A 14,557-nucleotide genomic window follows, 5' to 3' on the forward strand; every position below is an offset into this window, starting at 1 on the left:
AGCCGAACCGCCTCCGCCGCGGACCAAAACCGCGCCACATCGGACGAACCCGATTGGCGACTCACCCCCGCTCGGTTAGGCTCGCGCGATGCGGCAATATCTCGACCTGATGGAACGCGCGCTGCGCGATGGCGCGGTGCAGAATGACCGGACCGGCGTCGGCACGCGCAGCGTGTTCGGCCACCAGATGCGCTTCGACCTGTCCGATGGCTTTCCGGTCCTCACCACCAAGAAGCTGCATCTGCGCTCGATCATCGTCGAATTGCTGTGGTTCCTGCGTGGCGACACCAACACGAAATGGCTCAACGACCGCAAGGTCAGCATCTGGGACGAATGGGCCGACGAAAATGGCGATCTCGGCCCGGTCTATGGCAAGCAATGGCGCGACTGGGAATCGCCCGACGGCCGCCATATCGACCAGATCAAGGAACTGATCGAAACGCTCAAAACCAGCCCCGCGTCGCGGCGCATGGTCGTCTCCGCCTGGAACCCGGGCGAACTGCACGCGATGGCGCTCGCGCCATGCCACTGCCTGTTCCAGTGCCACGTCGCCAATGGCAAGCTCTCGCTCCAGCTCTACCAGCGCAGCGCCGACATCTTCCTCGGCGTGCCGTTCAACATCGCGAGCTACGCACTGCTCACACACATGCTCGCGCAGCAATGCGATCTGGAGCCGGGTGAGTTCATCTGGACCGGCGGCGATTGCCACCTTTATTCCAACCATGTCGAGCAGGCCGAGCTGCAGCTGTCGCGCGCGCCCGACAAGCTCCCCCGCCTCGAAATCCTGCGCAAGCCGCCGTCGATCGACGCGTATGAGTATGAGGATTTCGTACTGCACGATTATGTCGCGCAGCCGCACATCAAGGCGGCGGTGGCGGTCTGATCACCTTCCATCTCGCGCGTGCCGATAATGGCGTCATCGGCGTCGATGGCGGCCTGCCCTGGCGGCTGCCCGCCGATCTCAAGCGCTTCAAGGCGCAGACGATGGGCAAGCCGATGATCATGGGCCGCAAGACGTTCGAGAGCTTCCCCAGCCCCCTCCCCGGCCGCCGCCACATCGTGCTCACTCGCGATCGGACGTGGCGGGAGGAAGGTGCCGAGGTCGCATATTCGGTCGACGAAGCGCTCAAGCTCGCCGCCAGCGAGCACATCGCGGTGATCGGCGGCGCTGAAATCTTTGCGCTGATGCTTCCGCAAGCCGACCGAATCGAGCTGACCGAGGTGCATATCTCGCCAGAGGGCGACGCGACGGTCCCGCCCTTTGGCGACGGCTGGTATGAGACCTTCCGCGAGGACCACGAAGCCGAAAGCGACCGCCCCGCCTACAGCTTCGTCACACTAGAGCGGCACCGCTAAATCCATCGTCACCCCGGCCTTGTGCCGGGGTCCACCGGGCGGCACACAATGCCGTCCGTGGCTCGCGGCACGGTGGGTGCCGGAACGAGGCCGGCATGACGAGGAGGGCACGGTCGCGTGAAGAACAAGTGGCTCTGGCTCCTCGCCCTCCTCCTGCTCGCGCTTCTCGCCTTCTTCGCGCTCGCCCCCGGCATCGTCGAGCGCGGCATGAACAAGGTCGTCGCCACCACGCTCCCCACCGTCACGCCGCAGACGCGGAAACTCCACGCCAGCCTCCAGATCGCCGACCTCCACGAAGACACGCTGATGTGGAAGCGCGATGTGCTCACCCGCTCGGGTCAGGGTCAGGTCGATCTCCCGCGCCTGATCGACGGCAATGTGGCGCTGCAAGTCTTCTCCTCGGTCAGCAAGACGCCCAAGAACCAGAATTACGACGCCAACAGCGCCGACACCGACAACATCACGCTGCTCGCGCTCGCCCAGCTCCAGCCGCCGCGAACCTGGACGTCGTTGCTCGAACGATCGCTGTTCCACGCGCAAAAGCTCGACCGCGCAGCCGCGGCCTCGAACGGCCAGCTGCGCGTCATCCGCACCCCCGCCGATCTCGACGCGCTCCTTGCCGACCGCGCCGTGGGCAAGACCCGCGTCGGTGGCCTGCTGTCGATCGAGGGGCTGCAGAATATGGAGGGCAAGCTCGCCAATCTCGACAAGCTCCACGCCGCCGGCTTCCGCATGGCCGGCCTCGCGCATTTCTTCGACAACCAGCTCGCCGGATCGATGCACGGCACCGCCAAGGGTGGCCTCACCCCGCTAGGCCGCCAAACTGTGCGCAGGATGGAACAGCTCGGCATGATCGTCGATATCGCGCATGCCAGCCACCAGTCGGTCGCCGAAATCCTGAAAATGGCGAAACGCCCGGTCGTCTCCAGCCATGGCGGCGTGCAGGCGGTGTGCAAGGTCAACCGCAACCTCACCGATGCCGAAATTCGTGGCGTTGCGAAGACCGGCGGCGTGATCGGCATCGGCTATTGGGACGCCGCGATCTGCGGCACCGAGCCCGCGAAAGTGGCCGCCGCGATCGCGCACGTTCGCGATCTTGTCGGCATCGACCATGTCGGGCTGGGATCGGACTTCGACGGCGCGGTGACCACGGGATTCGACACGGCGCAGCTGGTCTATGTGACGCAGGCGCTGGTCGACCGCGGCTTCACGCCGGCGGAAATCCGCAAGGTGATGGGCGGCAATGTGCTGCGGGTATTACAGGCGGGGATCGCCGCGGCGCGGTGAGCGGCCTGGCGCGCGTTCAGGACTTCCTGTTGCGCGACAGGTCCCATGCGGTCCGCACCTGCCCAAGGAAAATAGGCCGGTACCGGCGCAGCTCCGCCTCGGCGGAGCGGTCGAACCCCTTGAACGTACCCATGCGCAGCAAGGCGCCGCGCCCGGCAATCCCAAACAGCGTCCGCGTCTCGGCCGACCGGTTGCCCTGTTTTCGAAGGAATTTGGCCAGCCGGTGGGCGGTGCCGATATGGTCCGGATGATTCAGCGGCAATCCCATGCCGACCGCCGCCGCCTTGCGATACAGCGCTTCCGCCTCGCCCATGCGGCCCTGTGCCGCCAGCGCGTCGGCCAGCAGTTCGGTGGCGATGCGCAGTTCGCTATTGAACGCATAGACATAATTCCACGCCACCACGGTTCGGCGAGCCAGCGCTTCGGCTTCGGCCGGCCGCCCCTGATCGAGCAGATTGCCGGCCAGGTTGAGCATCGTGGCGCCATTGGCCGAATCCGAAGAGAACGGCGCCTTTTCCTGCATTGCCAGCGAACGGCGCAGCAGTGCTTCGGCCTCGGCATGCCGCCCTTGCGCATTCACGGTCGTCGCCAGATTCTGGATGATCTTCGCCATGTCCGCGCTTTCCGGCCCGACGATCCGGGCGGCCATGACAAGCAGGCGCCGATAGATCTTTTCCGCTTCGGCATGCCGCGCCTGCAAGTTCAGAATGTAGGCGAGATTGCCCAGGCCGATCACGATCAGTTCCGTGTCGTTCGATGCCTCGCCCAGCACGAGCGCCTCGCGGTAAACCGTCTCCGCATCGAGAAACCGGCCCTGCTCGACCAGATTGTCGGCGAGTTGCTTTAGCGCGGTTGTGAGCTTTGCGGGATCGCCGGGAACCTCGCTGCGTCGGATCGCGACGACACGCCGAAAGACCATCTCGGCGGCGGCATAATCGCGCTGATATTCCAGCGCGCTGCGCAGGGACTCGAGGCTGCGCTCGATATCCTTGTGGCCCGCGGGCAGCGTGCGGTCGGCCAGCGCCACTGCGGCGCGCGCATAACGCTCTCCCGCCGCGGGATCGCCGGAGGGACCGGTATTGTAGCCAAGCGAGATCAGGAACTCGAGGCATTCGTCGGCAATCGGGCGGGCGGCCTCGCACCGGGTCAGCTCCTCTTCGCCGATGCGGCGCATCGTTTTGTAATCGAGCGAATCGATCGCGATTTGCTTGTCGAGCCGGACGCGCGACCACCGTTCCGCTGCATGGGCGGTCAGCGGCAGGGACGCGGCAATGACGGCGATGGCGGTCCGGACGATATAGCGTGAGCCTGACATGGCGACACAGCCAACATACTCATCCTGCGGTTGCAAGCGCCGCTTTCTGACGATGCGCGGCGGGTCTCCCCGCTACAAGCCCCGCACCAGCTGCACCGCGCACGCAATCCATGCCGGGTCCGCCACCACCTGCTGCCGGGCGCCCGGTCCCAGCGGCAGCACGTTGAGCCGTCCCCCGCCAGTCTCGACATCGATCAGCCGCCCGAACAGGAACCGGCCCGCCGGGCGCGGGATCAGCACATCGCGGTTGAGCGCCTGGCCGAACTTGTCCGGATCCAGCCGCCGGCACCAGATCGTGTCGCCCGCGCGATAGTCACCGATCCCGGCCGAAACGGTCACCGCGACCAGCCCCGGCTCGACGCTCGGCGGCACCACCACCGCCTCGCGCCGCGGCGCATGCGCCCCGCCGGCGTCGAGCAGCGCGGCGACCGGAATGTCGGGCCGCTCGGGCAGCGTCACCAGATCGGCCGCGGTCACGCCCAGCGCCGCCGCGATGCGGTTGAGCCAGCCGACCGATACGGTGCGCGTTCCCGTCTCCAGCCGGCCGATCGTCTGCGCCGTTGTCGGCGGCACGCAGCGTTGCGCGACCTCCTCCAGCGTCAGCCCCTTCGCCCGCCGCACTTCCCGGATTGCCGTGATCATCCGCGCCTCTTGAACCTGATTGGTTCTTCACTTTCCTACAGAACATCCACTGTGGCAATCCCGATTCGCAATTCGGGAGAATGAACCATGCGCGAACTGGCGGAACGCACGATCGAGAACGGCCATATCATCCACGGCGCACCGGCGCGAAAGGCAGGACGCAGCGTCAGCCTCAACCTCGCCGAATCGCCGCTCGGCTGGCTCTATGCGCGAAAGCTTGTGACGCCGCGTCAGTTCGAGGCGGGCGAGCGGCTGCGTGCCGACTACGAGACGGCCTCGCTCGGTGCACGCGTCACGATGCGCTGGGACGCCAGCCCGTCGCATCGCCGCAACGGCGGCCCCGGCGAACCGCTCGACCCGACGCTCGCGCAGATCTCGGCCAAGCGCCGCTTCGACGCCGCCATCGCCGCCGCCGGGCCGGGCCTGTCGGACATCTTGTGGCGCGTGATCTGCGCGTGCGAGGGCATCCCCGCCGCCGAACGCGCGCTTGGCTGGCCGGCGCGCGCGGGCAAGCTCGTGCTCACCCTCGCGCTCGACCGCATCGCCGATCACTATCAGTTGCGTTAGTTGGTGATCAGCATCGCCTCGGCCGGCGCGGCACCCGGATTGGCGACCTTCACCGCGATCGCCCCGCTGCCCGGCGCGATCCGGCAGGTGAGTGTCGCACCCGCGGTGGTGTCGGCGCACAATTGCGCGCCCGCCGCATCGACCACGCGCAATGTCACCGGACCACGCGCAATGTCACCGGCATCGCGCCGACGCGCCGCACCGCGATCGTCAGCGGCTCGCCCATGCGGCGCGCCAGCGGCACCGACCAGCTCGCACCGCCGGGGATCATCTGGCGCATCGCCACCGCCTTGCCGTCGAGCACGCCGCGCGAGACCTCGGCCTGCGCTGCTTCGATCTCGGCGAGGATCACGGGATCGCCGTTCGCCAGCTCGCGCGCCTCGGCGTACAGCTTCTCGGCTTGCGGCGAGGGCGGCGCGTCATGCGCGCCCGCGCCGGTCGCGGCCAGCAGTGCAATTCCGCCGGCAAGCGCTCGAACCCACCGCATGGTCACGCGGCCTTGCCCGGGAACGTCACGCCCCACACCGCGCTCGCGTTGCGCAGCGGCGGCAGCGTGTTCACCATCGGCTTCAGGCCGATGCCGTCGCCCTGATGGCGCAACGCCCAGCTCTCCGCGACGTAATTGCCCCCGACGATCCGCAGCGTGCGCGGCGTGTCGTTCTGCACCCAGTCGATCTCGGCGAGCATCTCGGGATCGCCCTCGGCGAGGATGCGCGCCTCGGCGAACATCGTCGCGGGGGTCGCCATGCCCGGCTTGAACAGCTCGCGCTGTACCCCGCGCAACGTCCGGGCCGCCTCGATCATCGCCAGCGGATCGGCGGCGGCGCGGGCATAGTTCGCCAGCTCGGCGGCGAGCGACATGGTCTGCGCCGGCGAAGCGGGGGCGGCGGGCTGGCGGGGGGTGGAAAGGTCGGTCATTTGCGGCATCTCCCTGTGAACTTGCACAGGCCTTGTGCCGGGCGGGTCAGTCGCTCGCCACTGACGGTTTCGGTCGCGCGGCGCGGCCGAGGAAGCGGCCATAGACCCAGCTGATCCCGATCAGCGCGATGCCGAGACCGAGGAAGGACAGGATGCGCAACACGCCGTCCAGTGCCGCCGCATCGACCAGGAACACCTTGAGCGTGACGACGGTGAGCAGCACCAGCCCCGCGACGCGCAGGTCGCGCGCCTCGCTGCGGATACCCGCCGCCAGCCAGCCGAGCGCGAGCAGCAGCAGCGCGGCGGAGTATCCGTAATTCTCGCCGGTCGTGACTGGCCCGGTCAGCAGTGTGCCGTGCGCCGCCTGCCGCACCAGCGCCAGCACCGCGACCAGGCTGAACATCATCCCCAGCCGCCGCCACGGCGCGTCGAGCGCGAACCGCCAGCACCAGACCGCGGCCAGCACCGCATGCACCACCGCCGCATTGAGGAGCGGGATGATCCCGACTTGCTGCGCCACGAACGCCGGGTTGAGCAGTAGCAGGTCGAACCACACGATCCGCGCCAGCCCGAGGCCGAACAGGTAGATCCCGACCGCGCCGAGGCCGGGGCGCCGCACCAGCCACCAGCCCGCGCCGAGTAGCGCCTGGCTGATCAGCGCGCGCTCGACAAAGCCCCAACTCACAAAACGCGCCGCGTCGCCGATCGCCAGCGGCAGCTTGGCGAGATGCCAGATCAGGATCAGCCCCGTCGCGATCCCGCCGATCAGCGTGGCCGTGCGCAGCCGTCCGAACATCCGCGGCTCGGCGCGCAGCAGCAGCACCGCCGCTGCGACCGGCAGCAGCACGCGCAGTCCGTCGGCAAGCGCGGGGAGGTGGACGAACGGCAGCCTGTCGCCGCCCACCGACCTAATGATCGCGTCGAGATACGCCGCCACCGCTTCCCCGCCCGCCGCCAGCGCCACCAGCAGGCCGATCGCCGGCGCCAGCAACAGGTCGGCGTCGCCGGTCCGCCGCGCCCATGCCGCCACGGCAACCGCCGCCGCGACGATCACCGGCGCCAGCCAGACCAGCGGCACGACCTGTCCGACCGCGACGCATACCAGCAGCGCCGCGGTCAGCGCCCCGCCGACCAGCCCCGGATCGCGACTGTTCGCAGCCGCTTCCCGCCGCCAGCTCACGAACCCGGCCAACCCGGCCGCGATCAGTCCCAGCGCCGCCCATTGCCAGTCCGCCAGCCGCGAGGGCTCGAACGCATTGGCAATCAGCAACGGCCCGGCAATCCCGGCCAGCGCCACCATGCTCCAACCCCGTGCCCGGCCCAGCAGCGCGACGCCGGCGGCTCCGAACATCACCGCCGTCACCGCAGCGCCCGCCAACGATGCGCCGACGTCCGGCCGCGCGAGCCCGGTGGCGATCAACGCGAGCGCCAGCACCGCCGCGGCGAGCGCGCCGGACAGATAGCGCTCGTCGCGCCACGCCAGCACGAGGGTCGCGCCCGCCAGCGTCAGGTACAGCGCCCAGGCCAGCCCCCCGAAATCGAGCGCGGGGGCGAACGCCAGCAACTGCACCAGTCCCGCGACCAGGGGCGCGAGCCGTATCCAGGGCGATCCCACGCCGGCACGCGGCAGCGCGACGCTCGCCGCGACCGCCAGCACCACCGCGAACGCCGCCGCGGCGCCATGGCCGTCGGTGAGTACCACCAGCAGGAAGTTGATCCAGCCGAACCCGGCGACCGTCGCCGCGATCGCCAGCCACGCCCAGCCGCGATGCACCGCCAGCGCGAACAGCGCAGCGGTGAACAGCGCAAGATAGACCAGCAGCGGCGTGATCCCCGCGGCATCATAGCCGGCGACCAGCGGCGCCGCGAACCCGCCCGCCAGCGCCAGCACCGCGGTCGGCGGCCCGTGCCGCAAGGCGAGGAACAGCGCCAGCGCGGTCACGCCGAGCATCACGATGAAGGCAGGTAGCGGCGGCACCAGATCGTACAGCGCGGCGGCGAGATAGAGCGCGCCATAGCCGCTCGCGATCCCTGCCCCGGCCAGCGCCTGCGCGATGCGCGGATCGTCGGCGGTGGCGGGCAACCGCCGCGCCGCTTCGCTCGCTGCGACCAGCACCAGCGCGAACAGCCCCGCCGCGAACGTCCGCACCCCCGGCCCGAGCAACCCGCTCTCGATCGCGTAACGCACGAGGAAGAAGCCCGCCGCGATCAGCGCCACCGCCCCTATCCACACCGGCAGCCGTGCACCGATCAGCGATTCGAAGCCGGGCTTGCTCCAGCCGCGCTCGGGCTGGGCTGGCGGTTCAAGGGGTGCCGGTTCGGCGACAGGCGGCGGTTCGGGCGGCGTTGGCCGCGCAATCCAGACCTCCTCGGCGATCTCCGGTTCGGCCGCGACTATCGGCGCGACGCGTGGCGCCGCGACCGTCCGTGGCTCACGCTCGAGCAGGTCGATCCGCCGCGACAGCGTTTTCACCCGCGTCGTCAGATTGGCGACCACGATGCCCAGCGCGACCACCGCCAGCAGGAGGATGCCGGTCAAGCGATGGCTCGCAGATCGTTGCCGTCGGTCATCGCCACCCTTGTCGCATCGCCAGCGTCCCCGCGCCAGCCCCGGCTACCAACGGGTCAAGCGGATCTGCGGTTGCACGCGCCTCGACAGCGCTTAAGTGCAGGGCGATGGAACTCGCCTTCACCAAATGCCACGGCTCGGGCAATGATTTCGCGCTGGTCGATGCGCGCGATCCGACGCTTGCCGCGATCGACTGGGCGCCGGTCGCGCGGCTGGTGTGCGACCGTGCGGGGCCGGTCGGCGCCGACGGCATCCTGTTGCTGACGGCGGGCGACGACGATCACGCTTTCGGCATGCGCGTGATCAATGCCGACGGCAGCGAGCCGGAAAGCTGCCTCAACGGCCTGCGCTGCATCGGCCGCGCGGGGCTCGACGCGCTCGTTCTCGACAGTGCACGGGTGAAGCTCAAGACCAGCACCGCGCAGGTCGCGCGCCAGCCCGAGCTCGCGCCGGGCGTGGTCACCATCCAGACCATCGCCGGCCCCGCCTCCGCCGACCCGGCGGATGTCGGCCTGCATGTCGACGCGGCCGTGATCGACGCAGCGATCCCCGGCCTGCCCAACCCGCGCGCCTTCACCGCGCTGGCGATGCCCAACCCGCACCTGATCACCTTCGTCGACAAGATCGACGTCGCCGAGCTGACCGCCCTCGGCGAGTGGTGCGAGGGGCGTCCCGCGCTGCTCGCCGACCGCGCCAATGTCAGCTTTTGCGAGACGCGGCCCGACGGGCTGTTCGTCCACACCTTCGAGCGCGGCGTCGGCCTGACCAACGCCTGCGGTACCGCGATGGGCGGCGCGACCCACGCCGCGGGCCTCACCGGCCGCGTCCCGTTCGGGCAGGAGATCACCGTCCACAATCCAGGCGGCCGTGTGCGCATCATGGCGAGCGGCCCGGGCGGCGGCGACCGCGTCACCATCGCTGGCAACGCGACCTTCGAATATGATGCGGTGGTCGAGATCGATACGGACAAGATCGGCCCGCTGCGCATCACGCGCGACCGCGGCGGGGAAGTCGCCGCCTGGGCCAGCGTCACCCGCTAACGCCGCAGCAGCCTACCGACCAGCGAGCGGTCGCGCAGGATCTCGCGCGCGGCATTGTGCCCCGGCGCGCCGGTCACCCCACCGCCCGGATGCGTGCCCGCGCCGCACATATAGAGGCCGGCGATCGGCGCGCGGTAATCGCCATGACCCAGCACCGGCCGCGCCGCCCAGAGCTGGTCGAGCGACATGCGCCCGTGAAAGATGTCGCCGCCGACCAGCCCGAATTTACGCTCCAGATCGAGCGGCGAATGGATCTGCCGCGCGATCACCGACGCGCGGAAATTCGGCGCGTATTGCGTAAAGGTGTCGATGATATCGTCCGCCGCCGCCTCGCGCTCATCATCCCAGCTCCGGCCATTCGGCAATTCCGGCGCGAAATGCTGGCAGAACAGGCTGGCGACATGCGCGCCTGGCGGGGCGAGACTGTCATCGACCAGCGACGGGATCGTCATCTCGACAACCGGGGCGTTGGACCAGCCATAGGCCACCGCATCGGCGTGCGCGCGATCCATATAGTCCATCGTCGGCGCGATGATGATGCCGCTGCGGTGATGCTCGCCATCCTTGCCCGGCAGCACGGTGAAGTCGGGCAGTTCGGAGAGCGCCACGTTCATCCGGAAGCTGCCCGACCCTGTCTTGAAGCCATCGATGCGCCGCCGGAAATCCGCGTCCAGATCGCCCGGCTCGACCAGCTTGCGGTACAGCAGCGCCGGCCCGACATTCGCCGCGACGATTCCCGCCGCGATCTCCTCGCCGCCCTCCAGCCGCACGCCCACGGCGCGACCGCCATCGACGAGCACGCGCGAAACCGGCGCCTCCAGGCTGATCTCAGCCCCGGCCTCGCGCGCCGCCTCGGCCATGAAGCCGGTGATCGCGCCCATCCCGCCGACCGGATGACCCCACACACCCTTCTTGCCGTTCACCTCGCCGAACACATGGTGAAGCAGCACATAGGCCGACCCCGGCGCCGACGGCCCGGCGTAATTGCCGACCACGCTGTCGAACGCGAACGCCGCCTTGACGTGCTCATTCTCGAACCAGCCATCGAGAAACTCGCGCGCCGACTGCACGAACAGCGCCAGAGCATCGCGCTGCCCCTCGATCGGCATCCGCGCCGCCTCGCGCCCTTGCGCAGCGGCCGCCAACAGCGCCGTGATCCCGCCGCCGGCATTGGGCGGCGTCTTCAGCGCCATGCTTCGCAGCAAGTCCGCCACGCGCTCCAGCGCCGCCTCATAGCCGGGCAGCGCAGCGGCATCCTTCGCCGAAAAGCGCGCAAACTCGGCCCGGGTCCGCTCGCCGCCGCCACCGAGCAGCAGATGATCGTTTTCCAACGGGAAGAAGTTGCTCACCGGCCGCTCGATCACGCGATAGCCGCGCTCGGCCAGCTTCATGTGGGCAATCACCTTGGGCTGAAGCAGGCTCACCGTATAGCTCGCCGCCGAGTTGCGGAACCCCGGATGGAATTGCTCGGTCACCGCGGCGCCGCCCACGACGTCGCGGCGCTCGAGCACGCGGACCTTCAGCCCGGCGCGGGCGAGGTAGAAGGCGCAGACGAGCCCGTTATGCCCGCCGCCAATGATCAGCGCGTCGTAGCGCTTGGTCACCCGTTCAGCCGCTTGGCATGCCAGGCGACATGCTCGGGCAGGAATGTCGAGATGAAATAATAGCTGTGATCATAGCCCGGCTGCATCCGCAGCGTCAGCTCGATCCCCGCCCCGTCGCACGCGGCCTTGAGCAATTCGGGCTTCAACTGCTCGCTCAGGAATTGATCGGCATCGCCCTGATCGACCAGCATTTCGGGCACGCGCAGCCCGTCCGCGATCATCGCGCACGCATCATAGGCCCGCCAATCCTCGCGATCGCCGCCGATATAGCCCGTCAGCGCCTTCTCGCCCCATGGGCAATGCAGCGGCGAGACGATCGGCGCGAAGGCGCTCACCGACTTGAAGCGGTCGGGATTGCGGAGGCCGATGGTCAGCGCGCCATGCCCGCCCATCGAATGGCCGGTGATCCCCTGCCGTGACAGGTCCGCCATCGGAAACTCGCGCAGGATCAGCGCCGGCAGCTCATCCTCGACATAGGATCGCATGCGGTAATTGCCCGACCACGGCGCCTCGGTGGCATCGACATAGAAGCCCGCGCCCTTGCCGAAATCATAGCCGTCATCGTCGGGCACCTCGTCCCCGCGCGGCGAAGTATCGGGCGCGATGAAGATCACGCCATGTTCGGCGCAGGCCGCGCGATACTCGCCCTTTTCGGTGACGTTGGCATGGGTGCAGGTCAGCCCCGACAGATACCACAGCATCGGCAGCTTCGCGCCGTCTTCATGCGCGGGCACGAACACCGAAAAGGTCATCGGCGTGCCCGTCGTCGTGGCCTCGTGGCGATACACGCCCTGCACGCCGCCATGCGCCTTGTTGGTCGAAAGCGTCTCGAGGGTCATGAATCAATCCTGTTTCAGGCCGGCAAGCGATACATTGCGCAGACCTTGTTGCCCGCCGGATCGCGCAGATAGGCGAGATAGAGGCTGCCAAACGCGTTCGATCGCACGCCCGGCGGATCCTCGATCGCCGTGCCGCCATGCGCAAGCCCGGCGGCGTGCCATGCGTCGACCATCTCGGCACTGTCCGCCGCAAAACCAATCGTACCGCCATTGGCGTGGCACGCCGGCTCGCCGTCGATCGGCGTGGTCAGCATGAACACCCCGCCATTATGCATGTAGAAGGCGCGGCCCTTGTCATCGACCCGGCCGGGCCGGGCGCCGAGCGCACCGAGCGCGGCATCATAGAATGCCTTCGACGCGGCGACGTCGTTCGACCCCAGCATCACATGACTGAACATCGGCCCCTCCTAATCTGGTTGCAAATCGCAACCTGTCGGGCGGTGAGCGTCCGGTCAATACACCACGACGCTGCGGATGCTCTCCCCGGCGTGCATCAGGTCGAAGCCCTTGTTGATCTCCTCGAGGCTCAGCACATGGGTGATCATCGGGTCGATCGCGATCTTGCCGTCCATATACCAGTCGACGATCTTGGGCACGTCGGTGCGGCCCTTCGCGCCGCCGAATGCCGTGCCGCGCCAGTTGCGCCCGGTGACGAGCTGGAACGGCCGCGTCGCGATCTCCTTGCCCGCTTCCGCCACGCCGATGACGATGCTGGTGCCCCAGCCGCGATGGCACGCCTCCAGCGCGGTGCGCATAACTTCCGTGTTGCCGGTCGCGTCGAACGTATAGTCCGCGCCGCCATCGGTCAGTTCGACCACCTTGGCGACCGTTTCCTCGCGCGACAGCCCCTTGCTGTTGAGGAAGTCGGTCATGCCGAACTTGCGGCCCCACTCCTCGCGGTCGGGGTTGATGTCGACGCCGATGATCTTGTTCGCGCCCGCCATCTTCGCGCCCTGCAGCACGTTGAGGCCGATCCCGCCAAGGCCGAACACCACGACATTCTCGCCGACCTGCACCTTGGCGGTGTTGACCACCGCGCCGACCCCGGTGGTCACGCCGCAGCCGATATAGCAGCTCGTCTGGAACGGCGCGTCCTCGCGGATCTTCGCCACCGCGATCTCGGGCAGCACGGTGAAGTTCGAGAAGGTCGAGCAGCCCATATAGTGGAAGATGGTCTGGCCCTTGTAGCTGAACCGGCTCGTCCCGTCGGGCATCAGCCCCTTGCCCTGCGTCGCGCGGATCGCGGTGCACAGGTTCGTCTTGCCGGACAGGCACGATTTACACTGGCGGCATTCGGGCGTGTAGAGCGGGATGACATGGTCGCCCGGCTTCACGCTGGTCACGCCCGGCCCGACCTCGCGCACGATGCCGGCGCCCTCATGCCCCAGCACGCTCGGGAAGATGCCCTCGCTGTCGAACCCGTCGAGCGTATAGGCGTCGGTATGGCAGATGCCGGTCGCCATGATCTCGACCAGTACCTCGCCCGCCTTCGGACCCTCGAGGTCCAGCTCGACGATCTCCAGCGGCTTTTTCGCCTCGAACGCGACGGCTGCACGGGTCTTCATGGCTTCACGGCTCCCTCGAGTTTTTTGGTTCAGCAAGCTGAACCGCGGCGGCACCGGCCCGCTCCCCCACCCGGCCACCCAACGCCAGTATCCTATGGGTGGCCGGGTGGGGGAGCGGGCCGGTGCCGAGACAAAAATGACTTACGCCCTTTGACAAGCCGTCATGGGTATTTCCAGTTGGTTTTGCCTTTGAGTGATAGACGAATCAAATCACATCCATGTCGGCCTTGTAGTGGTGCCACGCCAGGATCGCCGCCGCGCCGCGGTGCGGGCGCCAGCCTTCGGCGATCTCGCGCGTCAGCTTTTCGGACGGGCGTTCGTCATGGCCCATGATCCGCCCGATCTCGATCTGCACCGCCAGGTCGCCGGCCGGCCACACATCCGGCCGCCCCTCGGCGAACAGCAGATAGATTTCCGCCGACCAGCGCCCGATGCCCTTGACCTTGACCAGCTGCGCGATCGCTTCCTCGTCGTCGGCGGACAGATTGTGCAGGTCGAGTCGCCCGCTCGTCACCTCCTCGGCGAGGCTGCGCGCATAGCTCGCCTTCTGCCGCGACAGCCCGGCCGCGCGCAGCGCCTCGTCCGACGCCGCCGCCACGACTCGCGGATCGGTCAGGTCGCCCAGCCCCGCCGCCAGCTTGTTCCAGATCGATGCCGCCGCCGCGACGCTGACCTGCTGGCCGACGATCGTGCGCAGCAATGTTTCATAGCCCGGATCGCGTAGCCGCGGCTCGGGATAGCCCACGCGCGCCACCGCCGCGGCGATCAGCGGCTCGGCCGCGGCAATGGCGTCGAGCGAGGTTTTCAACTGGTCGGCGCTCAGGCCCATATCTTGTATCCTTGAAACGCGCGCGA

At 68.4% G+C, this 14,557-nt stretch carries 16 protein-coding genes; 5 read left to right on the forward strand and 11 right to left on the reverse strand.

The genetic code is table 11. The features are described from left to right. Positions 1 to 88: 88 nt before the first annotated feature. The 3 genes from M9978_RS16220 (at position 89) to M9978_RS16230 (ending at position 2,643) form a co-directional block, all read left to right on the forward strand. On the forward strand, positions 89 to 883 hold the full coding sequence (locus M9978_RS16220) for a thymidylate synthase (RefSeq protein ID WP_254294998.1): 795 nt from the start codon (positions 89 to 91) through the stop codon (positions 881 to 883). Continuing rightward, the gene (locus tag M9978_RS16225; protein WP_254295218.1) at positions 880 to 1,356 is read left to right on the forward strand and encodes a dihydrofolate reductase; all 477 of its coding nucleotides are present in this window, start codon (positions 880 to 882) and stop codon (positions 1,354 to 1,356) included. Before M9978_RS16220 ends, M9978_RS16225 begins: the two co-directional genes overlap by 4 nt. A gap of 117 nt (positions 1,357 to 1,473) precedes the next feature. Continuing rightward, the gene (locus M9978_RS16230) at positions 1,474 to 2,643 is read left to right on the forward strand and encodes a dipeptidase (RefSeq protein ID WP_254295000.1); all 1,170 of its coding nucleotides are present in this window, start codon (positions 1,474 to 1,476) and stop codon (positions 2,641 to 2,643) included. 16 nt (positions 2,644 to 2,659) lie between these two features. Here M9978_RS16230 and M9978_RS16235 read toward each other — a convergent pair whose 3' ends face one another. Together M9978_RS16235 and M9978_RS16240 are read right to left on the reverse strand one after the other, a co-directional pair. Beyond that, positions 2,660 to 3,958 (reverse strand): tetratricopeptide repeat protein, encoded by a 1,299-nt coding sequence (locus M9978_RS16235; RefSeq protein WP_254295002.1) that lies wholly within the window; start codon positions 3,956 to 3,958, stop codon positions 2,660 to 2,662. Between the two features lie 72 nt (positions 3,959 to 4,030). Beyond that, entirely contained in the window at positions 4,031 to 4,600 is a 570-nt protein-coding gene (locus tag M9978_RS16240; RefSeq protein ID WP_254295004.1) for a helix-turn-helix domain-containing protein, read from the reverse strand. An 87-nt stretch (positions 4,601 to 4,687) separates the two neighbouring features. Here M9978_RS16240 and M9978_RS16245 point away from each other — a divergent pair, with 87 nt between their 5' ends. Further along, complete coding sequence (locus M9978_RS16245) at positions 4,688 to 5,167, forward strand: DUF6456 domain-containing protein (protein ID WP_254295006.1); 480 nt, start codon at positions 4,688 to 4,690, stop codon at positions 5,165 to 5,167. Here M9978_RS16245 and M9978_RS16250 read toward each other — a convergent pair. Genes M9978_RS16250 through M9978_RS16265 form a run of 4 tightly spaced genes read right to left on the reverse strand, consistent with a single transcriptional unit; the run spans position 5,164 to position 8,624 of the window. Next, on the reverse strand, positions 5,164 to 5,325 hold the full coding sequence (locus tag M9978_RS16250; RefSeq protein ID WP_254295008.1) for a hypothetical protein: 162 nt from the start codon (positions 5,323 to 5,325) through the stop codon (positions 5,164 to 5,166). The genes M9978_RS16245 and M9978_RS16250 overlap by 4 nt on opposite strands. Further along, on the reverse strand, positions 5,322 to 5,654 hold the full coding sequence (locus M9978_RS16255) for a hypothetical protein (RefSeq protein WP_254295010.1): 333 nt from the start codon (positions 5,652 to 5,654) through the stop codon (positions 5,322 to 5,324). The genes M9978_RS16250 and M9978_RS16255 overlap by 4 nt, the downstream gene beginning before the upstream one ends. A gap of 2 nt (positions 5,655 to 5,656) precedes the next feature. Beyond that, on the reverse strand, positions 5,657 to 6,085 hold the full coding sequence (locus tag M9978_RS16260) for a hypothetical protein (RefSeq protein WP_254295012.1): 429 nt from the start codon (positions 6,083 to 6,085) through the stop codon (positions 5,657 to 5,659). Between the two features lie 46 nt (positions 6,086 to 6,131). Beyond that, positions 6,132 to 8,624 carry a DUF2339 domain-containing protein gene (locus tag M9978_RS16265; RefSeq protein ID WP_254295014.1) on the reverse strand — a complete coding sequence of 831 codons (2,493 nt, stop codon included), beginning with the start codon at positions 8,622 to 8,624 and terminating at the stop codon, positions 6,132 to 6,134. A 137-nt stretch (positions 8,625 to 8,761) separates the two neighbouring features. On the opposite strand from M9978_RS16265, the gene dapF reads away from it, so the two are divergent. Continuing rightward, the gene (gene dapF / locus M9978_RS16270) at positions 8,762 to 9,694 is read left to right on the forward strand and encodes a diaminopimelate epimerase (RefSeq protein ID WP_254295016.1); all 933 of its coding nucleotides are present in this window, start codon (positions 8,762 to 8,764) and stop codon (positions 9,692 to 9,694) included. Here the strand turns inward: dapF and M9978_RS16275 are convergent. The 5 genes from M9978_RS16275 to M9978_RS16295 form a co-directional block, all read right to left on the reverse strand. Next, positions 9,691 to 11,298, reverse strand: a complete 1,608-nt coding sequence (locus M9978_RS16275; RefSeq protein ID WP_254295018.1) for a phytoene desaturase family protein — start codon at positions 11,296 to 11,298, stop codon at positions 9,691 to 9,693. The two genes, dapF and M9978_RS16275, sit on opposite strands and share 4 nt — an antisense overlap. Continuing rightward, the gene (fghA, locus tag M9978_RS16280) at positions 11,295 to 12,137 is read right to left on the reverse strand and encodes an S-formylglutathione hydrolase (protein ID WP_254295021.1); all 843 of its coding nucleotides are present in this window, start codon (positions 12,135 to 12,137) and stop codon (positions 11,295 to 11,297) included. Before fghA ends, M9978_RS16275 begins: the two co-directional genes overlap by 4 nt. A gap of 14 nt (positions 12,138 to 12,151) precedes the next feature. Then, entirely contained in the window at positions 12,152 to 12,535 is a 384-nt protein-coding gene (locus tag M9978_RS16285) for a VOC family protein (protein WP_254295023.1), read from the reverse strand. 54 nt (positions 12,536 to 12,589) lie between these two features. Continuing rightward, a complete protein-coding gene (locus M9978_RS16290) occupies positions 12,590 to 13,702 on the reverse strand; it encodes an S-(hydroxymethyl)glutathione dehydrogenase/class III alcohol dehydrogenase (protein WP_254295025.1) in 1,113 nt (370 codons plus the stop codon). 205 nt (positions 13,703 to 13,907) lie between these two features. Next, positions 13,908 to 14,531, reverse strand: a complete 624-nt coding sequence (locus tag M9978_RS16295) for a DNA-3-methyladenine glycosylase family protein (RefSeq protein ID WP_254295027.1) — start codon at positions 14,529 to 14,531, stop codon at positions 13,908 to 13,910. Between the last annotated feature and the right edge of the window lie 26 nt (positions 14,532 to 14,557).

The sequence above is a fragment of the Sphingomonas tagetis genome, assembly GCF_024211275.1.
Taxonomy (GTDB): Bacteria; Pseudomonadota; Alphaproteobacteria; order Sphingomonadales; family Sphingomonadaceae; genus Sphingomonas; species Sphingomonas tagetis.